General features: G+C 71.4%; 17 protein-coding genes. 7 read left to right on the top strand and 10 right to left on the bottom strand.

Features of this window, described 5'->3' with window-relative positions; all coding sequences use genetic code 11:
* Window positions 1-182 precede the first annotated feature (182 nt).
* A complete protein-coding gene (locus tag HW837_RS34285; protein ID WP_045560660.1) occupies window positions 183-785 on the bottom strand; it encodes a DUF2017 domain-containing protein in 603 nt (200 codons plus the stop codon).
* An 11-nt stretch (window positions 786-796) separates the two neighbouring features.
* A complete protein-coding gene (clpS, locus tag HW837_RS34280) occupies window positions 797-1,114 on the bottom strand; it encodes an ATP-dependent Clp protease adapter ClpS (protein WP_045560661.1) in 318 nt (105 codons plus the stop codon).
* A 133-nt stretch (window positions 1,115-1,247) separates the two neighbouring features.
* Between clpS and HW837_RS34275 the strand changes: the two genes are divergently transcribed.
* A complete protein-coding gene (locus HW837_RS34275) occupies window positions 1,248-2,576 on the top strand; it encodes a nicotinate phosphoribosyltransferase (RefSeq protein WP_045560662.1) in 1,329 nt (442 codons plus the stop codon).
* Between the two features lie 254 nt (window positions 2,577-2,830).
* A complete protein-coding gene (locus tag HW837_RS34270; RefSeq protein ID WP_045560663.1) occupies window positions 2,831-3,418 on the top strand; it encodes an isochorismatase family protein in 588 nt (195 codons plus the stop codon).
* A gap of 22 nt (window positions 3,419-3,440) precedes the next feature.
* Here the strand turns inward: HW837_RS34270 and HW837_RS34265 are convergent, their stop codons facing one another.
* Entirely contained in the window at window positions 3,441-3,794 is a 354-nt protein-coding gene (locus tag HW837_RS34265) for a hypothetical protein (protein ID WP_045560664.1), read from the bottom strand.
* Window positions 3,795-3,917: 123 nt separating this feature from the next.
* Window positions 3,918-6,272, bottom strand: a complete 2,355-nt coding sequence (locus HW837_RS34260) for an immune inhibitor A domain-containing protein (protein ID WP_193381138.1) — start codon at window positions 6,270-6,272, stop codon at window positions 3,918-3,920.
* A 427-nt stretch (window positions 6,273-6,699) separates the two neighbouring features.
* On the opposite strand from HW837_RS34260, the gene HW837_RS34255 reads away from it, so the two are divergent.
* The gene (locus tag HW837_RS34255; RefSeq protein ID WP_093791772.1) at window positions 6,700-6,987 is read left to right on the top strand and encodes a hypothetical protein; all 288 of its coding nucleotides are present in this window, start codon (window positions 6,700-6,702) and stop codon (window positions 6,985-6,987) included.
* Between the two features lie 163 nt (window positions 6,988-7,150).
* On the opposite strand, the gene HW837_RS34250 is transcribed toward HW837_RS34255, so the two are convergent.
* Window positions 7,151-7,795, bottom strand: a complete 645-nt coding sequence (locus tag HW837_RS34250) for an RDD family protein (protein WP_045560667.1) — start codon at window positions 7,793-7,795, stop codon at window positions 7,151-7,153.
* A 95-nt stretch (window positions 7,796-7,890) separates the two neighbouring features.
* Window positions 7,891-9,594, bottom strand: a complete 1,704-nt coding sequence (locus HW837_RS34245; RefSeq protein WP_193381139.1) for an RDD family protein — start codon at window positions 9,592-9,594, stop codon at window positions 7,891-7,893.
* Between the two features lie 264 nt (window positions 9,595-9,858).
* Between HW837_RS34245 and HW837_RS34240 the strand changes: the two genes are divergently transcribed.
* On the top strand, window positions 9,859-10,272 hold the full coding sequence (locus HW837_RS34240; RefSeq protein WP_045560669.1) for an SsgA family sporulation/cell division regulator: 414 nt from the start codon (window positions 9,859-9,861) through the stop codon (window positions 10,270-10,272).
* Between the two features lie 25 nt (window positions 10,273-10,297).
* Here the strand turns inward: HW837_RS34240 and HW837_RS34235 are convergent, their stop codons facing one another.
* A complete protein-coding gene (locus HW837_RS34235) occupies window positions 10,298-11,704 on the bottom strand; it encodes an FAD-binding oxidoreductase (protein ID WP_045560670.1) in 1,407 nt (468 codons plus the stop codon).
* An 89-nt stretch (window positions 11,705-11,793) separates the two neighbouring features.
* On the opposite strand from HW837_RS34235, the gene HW837_RS34230 reads away from it, so the two are divergent.
* Window positions 11,794-13,230, top strand: a complete 1,437-nt coding sequence (locus HW837_RS34230; protein WP_196789729.1) for a tetratricopeptide repeat protein — start codon at window positions 11,794-11,796, stop codon at window positions 13,228-13,230.
* Window positions 13,231-13,479: 249 nt separating this feature from the next.
* Here HW837_RS34230 and hppD read toward each other — a convergent pair whose 3' ends face one another.
* Window positions 13,480-14,652 carry a 4-hydroxyphenylpyruvate dioxygenase gene (gene hppD / locus HW837_RS34225; protein WP_193381140.1) on the bottom strand — a complete coding sequence of 391 codons (1,173 nt, stop codon included), beginning with the start codon at window positions 14,650-14,652 and terminating at the stop codon, window positions 13,480-13,482.
* A 122-nt stretch (window positions 14,653-14,774) separates the two neighbouring features.
* Here hppD and HW837_RS34220 point away from each other — a divergent pair, with 122 nt between their 5' ends.
* The gene (locus HW837_RS34220; RefSeq protein WP_177262086.1) at window positions 14,775-15,257 is read left to right on the top strand and encodes an Lrp/AsnC family transcriptional regulator; all 483 of its coding nucleotides are present in this window, start codon (window positions 14,775-14,777) and stop codon (window positions 15,255-15,257) included.
* Between the two features lie 78 nt (window positions 15,258-15,335).
* Here the strand turns inward: HW837_RS34220 and HW837_RS34215 are convergent, their stop codons facing one another.
* Together HW837_RS34215 and HW837_RS34210 are read right to left on the bottom strand one after the other, a co-directional pair.
* Window positions 15,336-16,136 carry a S16 family serine protease gene (locus HW837_RS34215; protein ID WP_193381141.1) on the bottom strand — a complete coding sequence of 267 codons (801 nt, stop codon included), beginning with the start codon at window positions 16,134-16,136 and terminating at the stop codon, window positions 15,336-15,338.
* Between the two features lie 58 nt (window positions 16,137-16,194).
* A complete protein-coding gene (locus tag HW837_RS34210; protein ID WP_045560673.1) occupies window positions 16,195-16,671 on the bottom strand; it encodes a MarR family winged helix-turn-helix transcriptional regulator in 477 nt (158 codons plus the stop codon).
* A 134-nt stretch (window positions 16,672-16,805) separates the two neighbouring features.
* On the opposite strand from HW837_RS34210, the gene HW837_RS34205 reads away from it, so the two are divergent.
* Window positions 16,806-17,654, top strand: a complete 849-nt coding sequence (locus HW837_RS34205) for an alpha/beta fold hydrolase (RefSeq protein ID WP_193381143.1) — start codon at window positions 16,806-16,808, stop codon at window positions 17,652-17,654.
* Window positions 17,655-17,675: the final 21 nt, after the last annotated feature.

The following is a 17,675-nucleotide window of genomic DNA, read 5'->3' as shown; positions in this document are numbered from 1 at the left end:
CCGGACGTCGTGTGGCGCACGGCACAGGGAGAAGCGGACAAAGAACACCCGCGAGGGCATCCCTCGCGGGTGCGGTGACACGATCGTTATCCGGATTTGAGTGTCCTCTGAGCGAACACGGGACGAATCCGGAGGGCCCCGAAACTGAATGAAAGAGGGACAGAAGGGGCCCTGGAAGAGGCTCAGGCCATCAAGGTCGCGACGAGCGAGTCCTGGAGACCGCCCAGCCACAGGTACGCCATCACCATCGGCTTGCGCGGGTCCTCGTCCGGGAGGCGGTAGAGGAGGTCGGTGTCCTCCTCGTCGACGACGTCGAGCCGGGAGCCGATGGCCAGGCGCAGGTCGTTGAGGCAGCCGAGCCACTGCCGGGACTCCTGCGCCGACAGCTTGAGCACGGCGCCGCCCTCACCGGTCGCGGCCAGCGCGTCCAGGGAGTGGATCACCGCGAGGGCGTGGTCGCGCTTGCCGGCCCGCAGGTCGTTCTCGGTGAAGCGGCGGAACTCCGAGGAGTGCGCCCGCTGCTCCTCAGCCTCGCGGGCCGTCGGGGTGCCCTCGGGGTCGCTGTAGGCGTCCGGGAACAGCCGGAGCAGGACGGGGTCCTTCGGCGGTTCGCTCGGGCCCTCGGCGAAGAGTTCGGCGAGCGGGTCGTCGCCCGCGTCCTCCGCCGGTCCCGGTCCGATCAGCTCCAGGAGCTGCACCGCCAGCGAGCGGATGATGGAGATCTCGACCTCGTCGAGCGCGACGGCCGCGCCGCCGCCGGGGAGCGCTTCGAATTGTCCTGGCATCAGGTGCGTCGCTACTTCCGGTCCTGCTGGAGGGTGGCCCACAGGCCGTAGCCGTGCATGGCCTGCACGTCGCGTTCCATCTCCTCGCGTGTTCCGCTGGAGACGACCGCGCGGCCCTTGTGGTGGACGTCGAGCATGAGCTTGGTGGCCTTGTCCTTGGAGTACCCGAAGTACGTCTGGAAGACGTACGTCACGTAGCTCATCAGGTTCACCGGGTCGTTGTGGACGATCGTCAACCACGGCACGTCGGGTTCGGGTACGGCGAAGACCTCCTCCGCCGACTCGGTCTTCTCGATCTCCATGGGTACGGCTGCCGTCACACGGCCCATGCTGCCACCACAGGGGGGTGCCCGCACAAATGCAGGCCCGTGACCAGGGCCGACGAGAAACGACTCGCCGGAGGTTCGACGAAGATCTCCCAGAAATCGTCAGACTGACGAAATGGGAGTACGATCCCTTGCCATGAACACAGCGGACCTCGGTTTGCCGGTCGACGTCCCCTCGACCGCGCTCTTCACGGACCACTACGAACTCACGATGCTGCAGGCCGCGTTGAAGGCCGGCACGGCCGAGCGGCGATCGGTGTTCGAGGTCTTCACCCGGCGGCTGCCGGAGGGACGCCGGTACGGCGTGGTGGCCGGCACCGGACGGGTGCTGGACGCGGTCGAGAACTTCCGTTTCGACCCGGCCGTCCTCACCTTCCTGCGCGAACGTTCCATCGTCGACGCCCAGACCCTCGACTGGCTCGCCGGCTACCGCTTCGGCGGCGACGTGTGGGGCTACCAGGAGGGCGAGGTGTACTTCCCGGGCTCGCCGATCATGCGGGTCGAGGGCACCTTCGCGGAGTGCGTGCTCCTGGAGACCGTGATCCTGTCCATCCTCAACCACGACTCGGCGATCGCGGCCGCGGCCTCCCGGATGTCCAGTGCCGCCGGGGGGCGCCCGCTGATCGAGATGGGCGCCCGGCGCACGCACGAGCTGGCCGCCGTGGCCGCCTCGCGCGCCGCGTACGTCGGCGGCTTCACCTCCACCTCGGACCTGGCCGCCGGCTTCCGCTACGGCATCCCGACGGTCGGCACCAGCGCCCACGCCTTCACCCTGCTCCACGACCGCGAGCGGGACGCCTTCCAGGCCCAGGTGGACTCCCTCGGCCGCGACACCACGCTGCTGGTCGACACCTACGACGTCACCGAGGCCGTCCGCACGGCCGTGGACATCGCCGGGCCCGAGCTGGGCGCCGTGCGCATCGACTCCGGGGATCTGCTCCTCGTCGCCCACCGGGTGCGGCAGCAGCTGGACGAGCTGGGCGCGACGAACACCCGGATCATCGTGACCTCGGACCTCGACGAGTACGCCATCGCCTCCCTGGCGGCGGCGCCGGTGGACGCGTACGGCGTCGGGACGCAGCTGGTGACCGGCTCCGGGCACCCCACCTGCTCGATGGTCTACAAGCTGGTCGCCCGCGCGGAGTCCGCCGACCCCACGGAACCGCTGGTGCCGGTGGCGAAGAGGTCCAGCGGCGGGAAGACCTCCGTCGGGGGCCGCAAGTGGGCGGCCCGGCGGCTGGACGAGCACGGCGTGGCGGAGGCCGAGGTGATCGGCACCGGACCGGTGCCGGACGACCTCCAGGAGCGTCAGCTGCTCGTCCCGCTGGTCGAGGGCGGCCGGGTGCTCTCCCGGGAGCCCCTGGACGTCGTGCGCGAACGGCACGCGACCGCGCGGGCCGCTCTGCCGCTGTCGGCGACACAGCTGTCGCGCGGGGAAGCGGTCATCCCGACGGAGTACGTCTGAGCCGCCCGGGTACGTACGGGAGGGTCAGCGGGGGCACGCTGGGGGTGAGCTGGAGTGAACGGGGCCGGCACGCTCCACCACGAGCCCCCGAGCGCCCGCGCGATGGGCCCGTGCTCCGGTCCGCGCATCGGGCGAGCGCCGGATGCCCCCTCCCGAACAGCTCTCGAAGTCTCTAGGCTCGGAAGTTCGCAGTTTCCGACCGCGTCCCGTCCCACCCACACCCGAGAACCGAAGAGTCGAAGGACACCGACACCATGCGCCGCGCCTTGATCGTCGTCGACGTGCAGAACGACTTCTGCGAGGGAGGCAGCCTCGCCGTGGCCGGCGGTGCCGATGTGGCCGCCGCCGTCACCGAGCTGATCGGCCAGGCGGCCGGTCCCGGCTACCAGCACGTGGTGGCCACCCGTGACCACCACATCGCACCCGGTGGCCACTTCTCCGACAACCCCGACTACGTCCACTCCTGGCCCGCGCACTGCGTCGCCGGCACGGAGGGGGTGGGCTTCCACCCGAACTTCGCCCCGGCCATCGCCTCCGGCGCGGTCGACGCCGTGTTCGACAAGGGGGCGTACGCGGCGGCGTACAGCGGCTTCGAGGGCGCCGACGAGAACGGCGCCTCCCTCGCCGACTGGCTCCGGGCCCGTGACATCAGCGAGGTCGACGTCGTCGGCATCGCCACGGACCACTGCGTACGCGCCACCGCCCTGGACGCGGCGCGCGCGGGCTTCCGCACCCAGGTCCTGCTGGACCTCACCGCCGGTGTGGCCGAGGAGACCACTGAGCGGGCCCTGGAGGAGCTGCGCGAGGCGGGCGTGGAGCTGTCCGGCAAGCCGGTCGTGTAGCCCCCGAGAGGGCTCTGCCGGGTCACACCCGCACCGTCGGCCTCCTCAGCAGCGCTCTGATCGGGTGCCACAGTTCCGGGGTCGTCGAGGCCGGGCAGACCCGGGACGTGCGCCATATCAGGCCGTCCGGGTGGTGCAGGACGGCCGTGATCTCGTCCAGGGTCGGGGGCGCCGCGTTGCCGCGGAGGTAGATCGCTCGCATGCCCAGGTTGCGCAGCCGGGTCAGGGCCCGGGCGCGGTTCGCGGCCAGGACGAGCACCCGGACGGAGCCGTCGTCCGGCGGCGCCCACGGCGTGCCCGGAGTGGTCGCCCCGGGCAGGTTCAGGGCGACGACGACATTGCCGTCCGGCAGTTTGCAGAAACCTCCTGCGGCCATGCAGGTCACACCCCCGTGCGCGTCAGTGTCAATAAGAAGGCCACACCACGCACCTAAACACGTCCGGCCGCGACCCGCCAAGAGGGTCACGGCCGAACATGCTCTGACCTGCGGAAATGCTGTCTACTTCACCGCGGGGCCGACCTGGACCGAGATCGTGGAGCCGTCCTTGGCCTCCTTGACGATCTTGATCTTGGTGTTGGTGTCAGTGATCTTGACACCCGCCAGCGGGGTCGCCTCGTCGTAGTAGGTGCTGGTCCGGTCGTTGAACGTGGACACACCCTTCGACGACGGGATCCTCGTCAGCACGTCCGCCTTGTGCAGCTTCAGACCGTCCGTGCGGTAGAGGCTGAAGGGCGAGTCGTAGGACTGGATCCGGCTGCGCATCACCGTGCCGTCGGCCCACTTCAGCGCCGCCGGGTGCGAGTCGACCGGCAGGACGAGACCCGTACCGGGGTGCACGCTGGTGTTGTTGTCCGCCTGCGAGGTGTCCCACTTCCAGATCAACAGGCCGTTCTGGTACGGGAAGTGCTCCACCCAGGACGGACGCGTGGTCGAGAAGCCGAAGTTGTACGGGCCGACCTTCAGCGTCTTGTCGTACGACACGTACTGACGGTTCTCGGCGATGTAGTACTGCGCGTAGTCCTTGGCGAACGAGGCCCCCACGCGGGAGAAGCCCTTGGCGGTCCAGGCCGCGTCCGCGCTCTCCGCGTCGTCCGAGAAGAGGACGGCGCCGTCGGCGGTCACCGCGATCGAGTCGGCCGTGAAGCCCTTCAGGGCCAGGCCGCCGTCGGTCTGGTAGCGGAAGCGGAGGTCGAACTTCTGGCCCGCGTAGGCGTCCAGGGAGTACGACAGCTTCTTGTGCGCGGCGGAGGAACCGGTCAGCGCGGGCTTGCCGCTGGCGTCGCGCGGGATCGCCGCGCCGTCCGCCGTGCCGTCGATCGGCGTCCAGTTGGCGCCGCCGTCGGTCGACACCTCGGTGTAGAGGTAGTCGAACTCGGCCTCGATGTCGTACCAGCCGTCCAGGGTCAGCGCGGCCGAGGACTTGCCCGTGAGGTCGACGGAACGAGTCAGCGTGTTGGAGAAGTTGTTCCCGCTGCCGCTCCACCACTGGGTCGACCCCTGCGCCGGCGCGACGATCTCGGTGGTGACCTCCTTCTTCGGGAGTTCCACCACCAGGGCCTGCTTGTCCTTGGTGTTGTACTCCGCCACCCCGAGCTTGTGCTTCGACTTCGTCGCGGCCTTCGCCGTGTCGTAGTTCAGCCAGCCGAGCTGCAGCTTGTCCCAGGCGGTCATGTCACCGGGCAGGTCGCCGATGGCCTCCTTGCCCGTGCCGAGCCAGGAACCGGAGGACATCAGGGTCCAGAAACCGGTGGAGTTGTCGCCGCCCTGGGTGTCGTAGTGGTCCGGCAGACCGAGGTCGTGGCCGTACTCGTGGGCGAAGACACCGAGGCCGCCGTTCTCGGGCTGGACGGTGTAGTCGCCGACCCAGATGCCGGTGTCACCGATCTTGGCGCCGCCGAGCTTGTTGTCCGCCGGACCCGTGGCGCCGGCGTCCGAGCCGAACGCGTACCAGCGGTGCGCCCAGATGGCGTCCTCACCCTGCGCGCCGCCGCCCGCGGACTCGTCCTCACCGGCGTGCACGATCTGGAAGTGGTCGACGTAGCCGTCCGGCTCGTTGAAGTCGCCGTCGCCGTCGAAGTCGTAGCGGTCCCACTGGTCGAACTCGGCCACGTCGGCCTTGATCTCCGCGTCGGTGCGCCCCGCTGCCTTCTGCTGGGCGACCCAGGACGTGAGACCGTCGCTGACCACGTTCCACACGCTGGAGCAGGTGGACTGGCCGCAGGCGTTGTTGCCGTAGCGCGCCTCGTTGTAGGGGACCTTGACCCAGTCCGAGACCTCGCCCTCGATCGAGTAGCGGCCCGAGGACTGCCTCTCGTAGTACTTCTTCATCGACTCGGTCTTCTTGCCGGTGCCGAAGTACAGGTCCTGGAAGTGCGCCTGGTCGTAGTCCGCCTGCCAGGCCGTGGAGTTGTCCTGCGCGCGGTCCGGCTCGGCTATCTGGTTGTGCAGCGGGCCGGGGGTGCCGCCGTAGCGGCTGTCGATCTCGTCGCCGAACTCGACCAGGATCGTGAAGATCTTGTCGGTCTTCTCGCGGCCGAGCTCGACGTACTTGCTCTTGCCCTTCTTGCTCTTCAGCTGGACGACCTGCGAGCCGTCACGGTCCTTGACCGTGGCGTCGCCGGAGATGACCTGCTGAAGGGCCTCCTCGCGCTGGGCCTCCTGGGTCCTGCTCAGGGGGCCTTCGAGGTCGTGCTCGCCGGCGTGCTGGTGGTCCGACGGGTCGTGCCGGTCGACGGACGCCGCCGACGCGGTGTCGGCGGCCTGCGCCACGGTGAGGGCGGACAGGGTCGCCGCGGCCGTGGCGAGGGCGACACCGATCGCCGCCGCTCGAAACGTCCAGGGTCTGCTGGTCACTTGAGTTCCTCCCCCGCGTACCGTTCGCGCGGAAGGGGGATGGCCCCGATCGTGGAGGAGTCCGCGCGCGGTATACGCGTGTAGTCAAGTGGCGCCATTCGATCGGAGTTTCGACACAAAAAACAGATCTTGACTTGGACAGGTCAAGTGGATTATCGGCGTCCAGGGGAAGCGCTTGTTCGTTACCAGGTCGTTATGGGCGCGGCCCGCCCGCCTCTCGAACCGGCGCGCATATGCGTCCACTTGCCGGACCCCATGAATCCGTGCGCCCCCTGTGCACCCGGCACCGTGTGTCAGGTCACGCTTACCCGTCGTTCCACTCGGGCACCCTGGCGAATAGAGTCGATTGGCGGAGCGCCGGAGGTCGGCAGAAGCCAAGCCGACTGCACTGCTTCACCTTTGATTCCCACCCGAGGACACGATTGCCATGCCTCGTCCGACGACCGCACAGCTCGCCTACGGCTCCTGCACCGTGATCTTGTCCACCCTCGCCATGCTGCTGCTGTCACAGACGAGTTCCGGCGCGGGTATCGCGGTGATCGCCCTGTCCGCCCTGGCACTCGGCCTGCTCGTCGCGCTGACGGTGCCGCTGCCCAAGTCCGCGCCCGGCGCCGCCGCGCGCCCCAAGGCCTCCGCCACGGCCCCGGCCCGGAGCCGGGTGACCGCGCGGTCCCAGGCCGTACGGGAACGCGTGCACGAGCGGATGGGTTCCTGACCCGGCACTGGGTGACAGTGTGCTGAAACGCTTCGGCGGGCCCGTGACCCACGGACCCGCCGTCGTCGTGTGTGCGCCCCCGTGCCCGACCGGCCCGCCCGACCGGCCCGCGCGACCGATCCGCGCCACCGATGCGTTCGACCGGCCCGTTCGAGCCGCCCGTTCAAGCGGTGCTGACCACCACCGTCTTGGCCGCCTTGTCGTGCAGACCCTGTTTGTAGGGCTTGTCGAAGAAGCTCCAGCCGCCCGCGATCGCCGTCCAGATGCAGGCGCAGCAGAAGGCGAAGGGGATCCACAGCACGGCCGCGCGGATCAGCGCGGTCTGCACGGAGGGCGTGGATCCGTCGTTGAGGTTCGCCACCCGCAGCTTCAGCAGCCTCTTGCCGAGGGTCTGGCCGTTCTTGACGGAGAAGTACGTGTCGTAGGCGATGTAGAGGACCGCCGCGAGCGCCTCCTGGGCGAAGGACTTGCCGAACTCGAAGTCGTCCGAGTCCACCGTGTACTGGCTGATCCGGAACGCCCAGGCCAGCAGCCCCACCACGATCCCCACCAGGATCATGTCGATGATCCGCGCGAGCACCCGCTTCCCGCTGTCGGCGAGCGGCGGCATGCCGGAGAGGGGGTCGTTGGGGTAGCGACCGCCGCCGTAGGGGTCACCACCGTAGGCACCGCCGCCGTAGGGGCCCCCGCTGTAGGGAGGCGGCTGGCCGCCAGGGGGCGGCTGACTGCCGTACGGCGGCGGCTGCTTCCTGAACGGGTCGTCGTCGGGGGACTGACCGGAGCCGGAGGGCGGCGGTTCGGTACTCATGGCCCGAGTCGACCGCGAACCCCCCGCCACCGCATCCGGCACGGGGCCGTCCGGAGTACGGCTCCGTGCCCCTGACGGGCCGTTCGGAGGTGCCCCTAGTCGCCCGCCACGAAGGTGTGGGCCGCCTTGTCGTGCCAGCACTGGCGCCACGGCTTGTCCCAGACGCACCACAGCACGCCGACCACGCCGATGCCGAGCAGCCCGGAGACGGTGTGGACGAGCCAGCGGCGCAGGGAGCCCATGAACGACGGGGGCTCCAGGCCCTCGATGTCCCGGACCTCGATACCGAACAGCCGCTTGCCGAGGGTGCGGCCCCACTTGGCGGTGGGCAGCACCTCGTACGCGGCGCTGACGAGGAACAGGACGCCCAGGATGATGCCCAGGTAGACGGAGGTCGTGCCGTCGACCAGCCAGACGGTGACCTTCTCACCGGAGAGCTTGGCCGCGTCGATCTTCTCGTCGATGTGGTCGACCGCCTTGCCGCCGAACGGCACGGCGGCCACGGCCGTGACGCCGCCGACGACCAGGCTGTCCACCAGCCGGGCGGCCAGCCGTCTGCCGAGCCCCGCGGGCCTGGCCTCGGACTGCCGGCGCGCGGCCGCCTGGAACGGGTCCTCGACGACCGGCTTCCACGGCGTGACCGGCTGCTCGCCGTCCCCCCCGGCCAGCCGGTGCACCTGCTGGGCCCAGGAGGGCTGCCCGCCGCCGATGCCGACGGCCATGGGGGTGTCGGCCGACTGCGGGGCCGCGGCCTGCTGGGGCACGCCCGGCGTGAGCGGCGGGGCGGCGACCTGCGGGGACGGGGGCTGGGCGGCCTGCGGAGCAGGCGGGAAGGCGCCGCCGAACGCCGGCTGCTGCGGGGCCGGGACGGCGGGGGCCGCCGGGGCGACCGCCGAGGCCGCCGGGGCGGAGACCGCTGCCGCCGGGGCCGTGCCGCCCTGCTGCGGACCCTGCTGCGGCACCGAAAGGTCCTGCGGGCCGGACGGAGCCGACGGGGGAGAGGAGGACTGCGGGGCGAGGCCGAGGGCCTGCTGGGCGGCGACCTGGGCCGGGGTCAGGTGCGCGCCGAAAGCGGCGGGGGCCGCGGGAGCCGTACCGTCCTGCTGTCCCGCGCGCGAGGAGGACGGACGGAACGTCATCGTGCCGTCCGTCGGGGCGGGTTCCGTGCCGACGGCCGCCTCCGGGGCCCCGGAGCTGTTCGGTCGCCGGAAGACCACCGTGCCCGGTGTGGACCCGGCCTCGTCGTCGTCCGCCGGCGGGATGGTGGCCGTGCCGTCCGTGGTCGCCGTACGGCCGGGGTCACCGAAGGCCGCGGCACCGGTGGGGCCGGCCGGGCCGCCGCTGTCGTCGGCGGAGCCGGCCGTGTCTCCCGTGCCTGTCGTGTCGGCCGTGCCGGCCGAGAGGGAGAGGCGCGGGTCGGCGCCGGGTGCGGAACCCCAGGACACCCGGCGGTCCTTGTCGCCGCCGAAGCCGGTCTGGCGGGAGCGGTCGGCGCCCCACGCGGAGGCGGGCTCGGGGCGGGAGCCGTGCAGGGCGTTGGGGTCGGCGGCCGCCCTGGCCGCGTCACCGTCGCCCGCGGGGTCCTCGTCGAAGAAGTGCGGGCCCGTCTCCTCCACGGCGCCGGACGAGCCGGAGCCGGGCGGCGGGGCGAGCGGCTCACCGTCGGAGGGCGCCGGACGGCTCGTACCCGGCACCCAGGCGGCGCCGTTCCAGTACCGGACATATCCAGGAATGGACGGGTCCGGGTAATACCCTTCGCGGGGCCTGTCGTCACCGGGGGCCGGGGTTGGGGCGCTCATGTCCGTCGTCCCGTATCTGCTCGTGGGTTTGATGGAGGCAACCAGATCTACCAGACGTCGGCCCGGTCCATGACCGCTGCCTCCGGACCCGCCCCATTCGCGCACGGATCTGCTACGGGCGCGGCGGCCCGCCGGACGCGGCAGGACGGTCCGTGGACTCGTCGGAAAAAGTTTCGCGAACCCGCGTAATGCTGCGGGGCCCTGGCCCCTCTCACTCGTACGGGCCCCACCCAGGGGTCCCGCCAAGAGAGAGGAACGATCACCATGCGGCACACCGTCGTGGAGCGCGAACTGGAGCTCAGACTCGTCCTGTCGCCCGAGCGCAGCATCCCCGTGCCGGCCAAGCTGGCCTACCGCGGCGACGACCCGTACGCCGTCCACATCACCTTCCACGTCAACTCCGACCGGCCGGTGCACTGGACGTTCGCGCGGGAGCTGCTCGTCGAGGGGGTGTTCCGGCCGTGCGGGCACGGGGACGTGCGGGTGTGGCCGACGAAGGTGTCGGGCCGCAGCGTCGTCCTGATGGCGCTCAGCTCACCGGACGGGGACGCGCTGCTCGAGGCGCCCGCCGCCGCGGTGTCGGCCTGGCTGGAGCGGACCCTGCGGCTGGTCCCGCCGGGCGCGGAGTTCGACATGCTGGGCATCGACGACGGCCTGGCCCAACTCCTCGCCCAGTGAGGGGCGTGTCCCTGGAAGGCCGACGTCAGAACAGCTTGCCCGGGTTGAGGATGCCCAACGGGTCGAAGGCGGACTTCACCGCCCGCTGCATCTCCATGCCCACCGGGCCGATCTCCCGGGCCAGCCACTCCTTCTTCAGGATGCCCACTCCGTGCTCGCCGGTGATCGTGCCGCCGAGTTCCAGACCGAGGGCCATGATCTCGTCGAAGGACTCGCGGGCGCGCCGGGACTCGTCGGGGTCGGCCGCGTCGAAGCAGACGGTGGGGTGCGTGTTGCCGTCGCCGGCGTGGGCGCAGACCCCGATGGTCAGGTCGTACTTCTCGGCGATGCGGTCGACGCCGTCGAGCAGCTCGCCGAGCCTGGAGCGCGGCACGCACACGTCGTCGATCATCGTGGTGCCCTTGACCGCCTCCAGCGCGGTGAGCGACAACCGCCGCGCCTGGAGCAGCAGTTCGGACTCGGCCGCGTCGTCCGCCGGGACGACCTGGGTGGCGCCCGCCGCCTCGCAGAGCGCGCCGACGGCGGCGAGGTCGGCGGCCGGGTCCGGGGTGTCGAAGGCGGCGAGCAGCAGCGCCTCGGTGGTCTCCGGCAGCCCCATGTGCGCGAGGTCGTTGACGGCCTTCACCGTCGTACGGTCCATGAGTTCGAGCAGCGACGGGACGTGTCCGCCGGCCATGATCCGGCACACCGCGTCGCAGGCGGCTGCCGCCGACGCGAACTCCGCCGCCAGCACCAGCTGCCGGGGCGGCTGCGGCTTGAGGGCGAGGGTCGCGCGGACGACGATGCCGAGCGAGCCCTCCGAGCCGACGAAGAGCCGGGTGAGGTCGTAGCCGGCGACGCCCTTCGCGGTGCGTCTGCCGGTGGACATCAGCCGGCCGTCGGCGAGCACGACGTCCAGGCCGAGGACGTACTCGGCGGTCACCCCGTACTTCACGCAGCACAGGCCGCCGGAGGCCGTGCCGATGTTGCCGCCGATCGTGCACATCTCCCAGCTGGAGGGGTCCGGCGGGTAGCAGAGGCCGTGTTCGTTGACCGCCCGGGAGAGGGCGGCGTTGACGACGCCGGGTTCGACGACGGCGATGCGGTCGACCGGGTTGATCTCGAGGATCCGGTCCATCTTCGTCAGGGACAGCACGATGCAGCCCTCGGAGGCGTTGGCGCCGCCGGAGAGGCCGGTGCGGGCGCCCTGCGGGACCACCGGGACGCGCAGCGCGGTGGCGGTCCGCATGACGTGCTGCACCTGTTCGACGGTCCGGGGCAGGACGACGACCGCGGGGACACCGGCCTCGCAGAAGCTCGCCATGTCGTTGGCGTAGGAAGTGGTGACGTCCGGATCGACGAGGACCGCCTCCGGCGGCAGGCCGCTGAGCAGTCGGTCGACGAGGTTGCCGGTCGTCTCGTCGGACGGGGCTTGGATACGGCTCATGATCACAGGTTCGCACTCGCGGCCATCGGTGTGAACCCGTCGGCGCGAGCGTTCGGGTGCGGGATGTGGTCGTCGTATTGACGCACAGTGACGGCATGTCTGTGGAGAACGAGCAGCGGGCGGTGCGGCGGTGGGCCGCCGGGTTGCGGGCCACCGAGGGACGGGGCGCCGGGCGGGGGCGGCGGGTGGTCTGGGCCGTCGTCGGGTGTTTCGTGCTCGGGGGTGTGCTGATGGTGGTGCCGCCGGACGGAGGTGACGGCGGGGGCGGGGGCGGGGGTCGGGAGGCGCGGGTGGTGGGCGCGGCCGGGCCCGAGGGGCGGCGGGCGAGGACCGTTCCGGCTGCCCGGCTGCTCGCCGGGATGCCTGCCGCGCTGCCCGACGTGGCGGCGACCGTGCGTGAGCGGGAGGCCCGGGTGCGGGCCCGGCCGCGTGACCACGTCTCGTGGGCGGTGCTCGGCGTGGCGTACGTCGAACGGGCCCGCCGGACCGGCGGCGTCCTGGACCACCCCCGGGCCGAACGCGCCCTGCGGACCTCGCTGCGGCTCCGGCCGAGCGGCAACGCCGACGCCCTCGAAGGCCTCACCGCCCTCGCGGTCGCCCGTCGGGACTTCCGGGCGGCGCAACGCTGGGGCGAGAAGGCCGTACGGGTGGCGCCGGGGCGCTGGACCGCGTACGCCCTGCTCATCGACGCGTACGACGGGCTCGGCCGGTACAAGGCCGTGCGCGCGACCAGGGACAGGATGCTCGCCGTCGACTCCGGGCCGGCGGCCAGGGCGCGGGCGGCGCGGGTCTCCTGGGACCAGGGGGCGCGCGAGGACGCGGCCGCGGCGCTCTCGGACGCGGCGGCCACCGAGACGTCGGTCACGGGTCCGTCGGCCGCGGGTGCGGCGTGGTGGGTCCGGGCCGGGGAGCTGGCGTGGGAGCGGGGGGAGGCGGAGCAGTCGTTGCGGTACTGCGAGGCCGGCGGCTCCGGCGTCGCCGGGGGTGACCCGGAGGCCGGCGCGTGCCGGGGGCGTGCGCTGGTGGCACTGGGGCGGACGGCGGAGGGGGTGCGCGAGTACCGTTCGGCGCTGTCGCGGCGGCCGTCCCCCGAAGTGGCGTTGCGGCTGGGCGAGTTGTACGAGTCGCTGGGGCGGGCGAAGGAGGCGCGGGAGCAGTACGGCGTGGTGCGGACGCTGGTGGCTCGGTCCGCCGCGGCCGGGGTGAACGAGTCGCTCGTCCTCGGGGCGCTGGAGGCGGACCACGGGGATCCGGCGGAGGCGGTGCGGGTGCTGCGGGCGGAGTGGGAGCGGCAGCCGGGGTTGCGGGTGGCCGATGCGCTGGGGTGGGCGTTGCATCGGGCCGGGGCGGACGGGGAGGCGCTGGGGTTCGCGCGGCGGGCGACGGATCGGGCGCGGGGTGGGGAGGTGCGGAGTGCGGTGTACGCGTATCACCGGGGGGTGATCGAGCGGGCGGTGGGGTTGGAGGCGGCGGGGCGGCGGCATCTGGAGGAGGCGGGGCGGTTGAATCCGTATGTGGTGAGAGGTGGGTGAGGCGCGGGGGGGTGCGTGGGCGGGTGCGGGTGCGTGGGGGTTGCTCGCGCAGTTCCCCGCGCCCCTGAAAAGCAGGGCTGCGCCCCATGCTTTTCAGCCCGCAGTCCCGTCGCTTTTCAGGCCCGCGGGGCCGTGGCCTTTCAGGCCCGCAGGGCCTGGTCTTTTAGGGGCGCGGGGAACTGCGCGAGCAACCACGACGCACCCGCACCCGCCGACGAGACACGCACCCCCACCCCCTGACGCGCGCCCTCACAAGTTCCCCCTCTTCTCCTGCTCCCTCTCGATCGCCTCGAACAGCGCCTTGAAGTTGCCCTTGCCGAACCCCATCGACCCGTGCCGCTCGATGATCTCGAAGAAGACCGTCGGCCGGTCCTGGACCGGCTTGGTGAAGATCTGCAGCAGGTACCCGTCCTCGTCCCGGTCCGCGAGGATCTTGAGTTCGCGCAGGGTGTCGACGGGCACACGTGTGTCGCCGACCCACTCCCCCAGCGTGTCGTAGTAGGAGTCCGGCGTGGCGAGGAACTCGACACCCGCCGCCCGCATCGTCCGTACCGTCCCCACGATGTCGTCCGTGTTGAGCGCGATGTGCTGGACGCCCGCGCCGCCGTAGAACTCCAGGTACTCGTCGATCTGCGACTTCTTCCTGGCCAGGGCGGGCTCGTTGATGGGGAACTTGACCTTGAGCGTGCCGTCCGCCACGACCTTCGACATCAGCGCGCTGTACTCGGTGGCGATGTCGTCGCCCACGAACTCCTTCATGTTGGTGAAGCCCATGACTCGGTTGTAGAACTCCACCCATTCGTTCATGCGCCCGAGCTCGACGTTGCCCACGCAGTGGTCGATGGCCTGGAAGGTGCGCCGCGCGGGCGGCTCGACGAGGGGGTCCGCGGCGACGTAGCCGGGGAGGTACGGCCCGTCGTAGCCGGTGCGCTCGACGAGGGTGTGCCGGGTCGTGCCGTACGTGGCGATCGCGGCCAGCACGACCGTGCCGTGCTCGTCCTTCGTCTCGTACGGCTCGGTGACGGACCGCGCGCCGTGTCCGACGGCGTAGGCGTACGCGCGGCGGGCGTCCGGGACCTCGATGGCGAGGTCGACGACGCCGTCGCCGTGCTCGGCGATGTGCTCGGCGAGGAAGTGGCCCCAGGTGGTGGCGGGTTTGACGACCGAGGTGAGGACGAACCGGGCCGAGCCGTTCTCCAGGACGTAGCTCGCCGTCTCGCGGCTGCCGGTCTCGGGGCCGGCGTAGGCGACGAGGCGCATGCCGAACGCCGTGGAGTAGTAGTGGGCGGCCTGCTTGGCGTTGCCCACCGCGAAGACGACCGCGTCCATTCCCTTGACCGGGAAGGGGTCCGCCTGCCGTGCGGCGCCGGGGACGTCGTGTGTGCCGTGCGTGCCGTGTGTGTGCGCGGAGGTGGCTGCCATGACCGCAGAGTCCTCCGTACCCACAAGGTGTGCAACAGTTGGCGTATCCGCTGAGCAATCTGTTCAGCGACATGTCCATCTGGCGGCTTGTTCCGCGCAGCATGACCACCTCGGGAGGTCCGGTGGCGATCGATCATCTGGACGGGCGGTTGATCGTCCTGCTCGCGCGCGAGCCCCGGATCGGGGTGCTGGAGATGTCCCGACGGCTGGGCGTCGCGCGGGGCACGGTGCAGGCCCGGCTGGACCGGCTTCAGTCGAACGGCGTCATCCGCGGGTTCGGTCCGGAGGTGGATCCGGCCGCGCTCGGCTACCCGGTCACGGCGTTCGCGACTTTGCAGATCCGACAGGGGCAGGGGGCGGACGTACGGGCGCACCTGGCGACCGTGCCCGAGGTGCTGGAGCTGCACACGACGACCGGCAGCGGGGACATGCTGTGCCGGCTGGTGGCCCGTTCGAACGCCGATCTCCAGCGGGTGATCGACCGGGTCGTCGGTTTCGACGGCATCGTCCGGGCCGCCACGGCGATCGTCATGGAGAACCCCGTCCCGCTGCGGATCATCCCGCTGGTGGAGCAGGAGGCCCTTCGCGAACGCGCCGACGGCTGAGCGCGGACCATTTCCTCTGCCCTGCTGCCCCTCCCCCTCGCCATGGGGCGAGCCGGGGGGAGTCCCGTCGGGCGCGGGTCAGCAGCTCGGTACGGACCCCTTGCCCGTCTCCAGCGCGACGAGGGAGCCGACCGCGCCCTTCAGGGTCGTCACCGGGATGAGCCGCAGCCCCTTGGGCAGCTCGGTCTTCGCGTCGGAGCACTCGGCCTCGGGGACCAGGAAGACGGTCGCGCCGTCACGGCGGGCGGCCTGGGTCTTGAGGGCGACCCCGCCCACCGGACCCACCTTGCCCGAGGTGTCGATGGTCCCCGTCCCGGCGATGACCCGGCCGCCCGTGAGGTCGCCCCCGCTGCCGTCGCCGTCGAGCTTGTCGACGATGCCGAGAGAGAAGAGCAGCCCCGCGCTGGGGCCGCCGACGTCGGCGAGCCGCAGGGTGACCCGGACGTCCCCGGAGTCCTCGCCGAGGTAGGCGAGCGCGGCCTCGGTGGCGGTGTCCTGGGACTCCTTCATCTCGGCCTCGTTGTGCTCCTGGATCTCCTCGGTGGTGTCGCCGCTCGGGTAGACCGCCTCGCGCGGCATGACGGCCTGGTCGGTGCGGAACCAGCCGTCGAGCACATCGCCGAGGCCGACGCGGGCGTCCGGTCCCGTCGCCTCGATCGTCGTCATGCGCAGCTGGCCGCTGGTCCTCCGGGCCTGCGCGCCGCTGATCGTGATCACCGGCTCGCCCTTGTTCTCGCCGAGCACGTTCGCCGTCATCCCCGGCTGCGCCACGGTGAACGGCAGCGGCGCGAGCGCCACCGTGACGAGCAGCCCCACCACGGGCAGGGCGCTGATGGCTACGGCGACGGGACGCGAAAGGCTGGAGAGACGAGAGAGCACGGGATCAATCTAACGTGAGAGGTACTTCCGGCCAGGGGGGCGGTGGTGCCGCGGGACCTCAGTTGACGTCCACGTCCTCGAAGAGCGCGAGGAGCTGCGTCAGGACCCGTACGCAGGAGTCGACGTCGGCCGCCGTCAGCTCGCCTCCAGCCTGCTTCAGCAGCGCGCTCTCCCGGGCGACCAGCACGTCGATGGCCGTACGGCCGGTGTCGGTCAGCCGGATCAGGGAGGAGCGCTGGTGAGCGGGGTTGGGGATGGCCTCGACGAGGTCCCGCCCGGCCGCCTCGTTGACCATCCGCTGCACGAACTGCCTGCTCAGCGCCAGTGTGCGCCCCATCTGCGGCACGGTCATCGGCCGCCCGGCCATGCGCAACAGCTCCAGGACCGCGCGCACGCCGACCGGGAAGCCCTCCTTCCGTTCCTTCAGCTCCAGCGCGCGGGTGGTCCGCCGGTAGAGCGGCCCCAGGACGGCGAACACCTCGGACAGCCGCCCCGCGAGCGCCTCGGGCGGCAGCGGCTCGTCGACCCCTGTCACGGGCTCACTGGTCCCTGCTACGGGCTCATTGGTCTCGGTCACGGGCTCATTGTCTTCCACGCCCCATCGCACACCTTCGCAGAATAATGACAACTGGGTTGTCATCCTCCCTCCGACATGACAACTTAGTTGTCATGACTGACGCCACGCAGGTCCCCACACACACGTTCCCGTCCGACGACGGCCCCCTCGCCTACCAGGACACCGGTGCGGGCACTCCGCTCGTCCTGCTGCACGGCGGCTTCACGGACCACACCATGTGGCGCGATCTGGTCCCCGCGCTGACGGCGGCGGGCCACCGGGTCATCGCCCCGGACGCGCGGGGCCACGGCGCGTCCGCCAACGCGAGCAAGCCGTTCCGCTTCACCGACGACCTCGCCGCGCTGCTGCGCCACCTGGAGACGGGCCCCGCGATCCTGGTCGGCATGTCGATGGGCGGGGGCACGGCGGTCGACACGGCCCTGGAACATCCCGACCTGGTACGCGCGCTCGTCGTCAGCGGCGTCGGCACCAGCGAGCCCGAGTTCATGGACCCCTGGACCAAGGACAGCGTCGCCCGGTACTACGGCACGCTGATGTCCGGCGACATCGAGGGCTGGCTGGAAGTGGTCGGTGAGGCGGTCGCCGGTCCGCACCGCGCGGTCGACGACGTGGACCCCGACATCGTCCGGCGGGTACGGGAGATGAGCCGGGCCACCGCCCTCAAACACACCCTCGGCGAGAAGGACTGGCACGTCCCGGTCACGGACACCTGGGCCCGCGCCACCGGCATCACCGCCCCCACCCTCGCGATCAACGGCGCCCTGGACGCCCCCGACCTCATCGCCATGGCCGAACGCCTGGTCACCACGGTCACCGCGGTCGCCCCGAAGAGCCACGTCATCACGATCGAAGGGGTCGGCCACTACGCGAACATGGAGCAGCCGGACGTCTTCACGGCACACCTGCTGAACTGGCTGGACTCGCTGGACCCACGCCCCTGACCGGCACGCCCCGCATCACCG

Origin of the sequence: Streptomyces caniscabiei, assembly GCF_014930365.1 — a bacterium.
Lineage (GTDB): Bacteria > Actinomycetota > Actinomycetes > Streptomycetales > Streptomycetaceae > Streptomyces > Streptomyces caniscabiei.
This window is presented reverse-complemented; position numbering and strand designations above follow the sequence as displayed.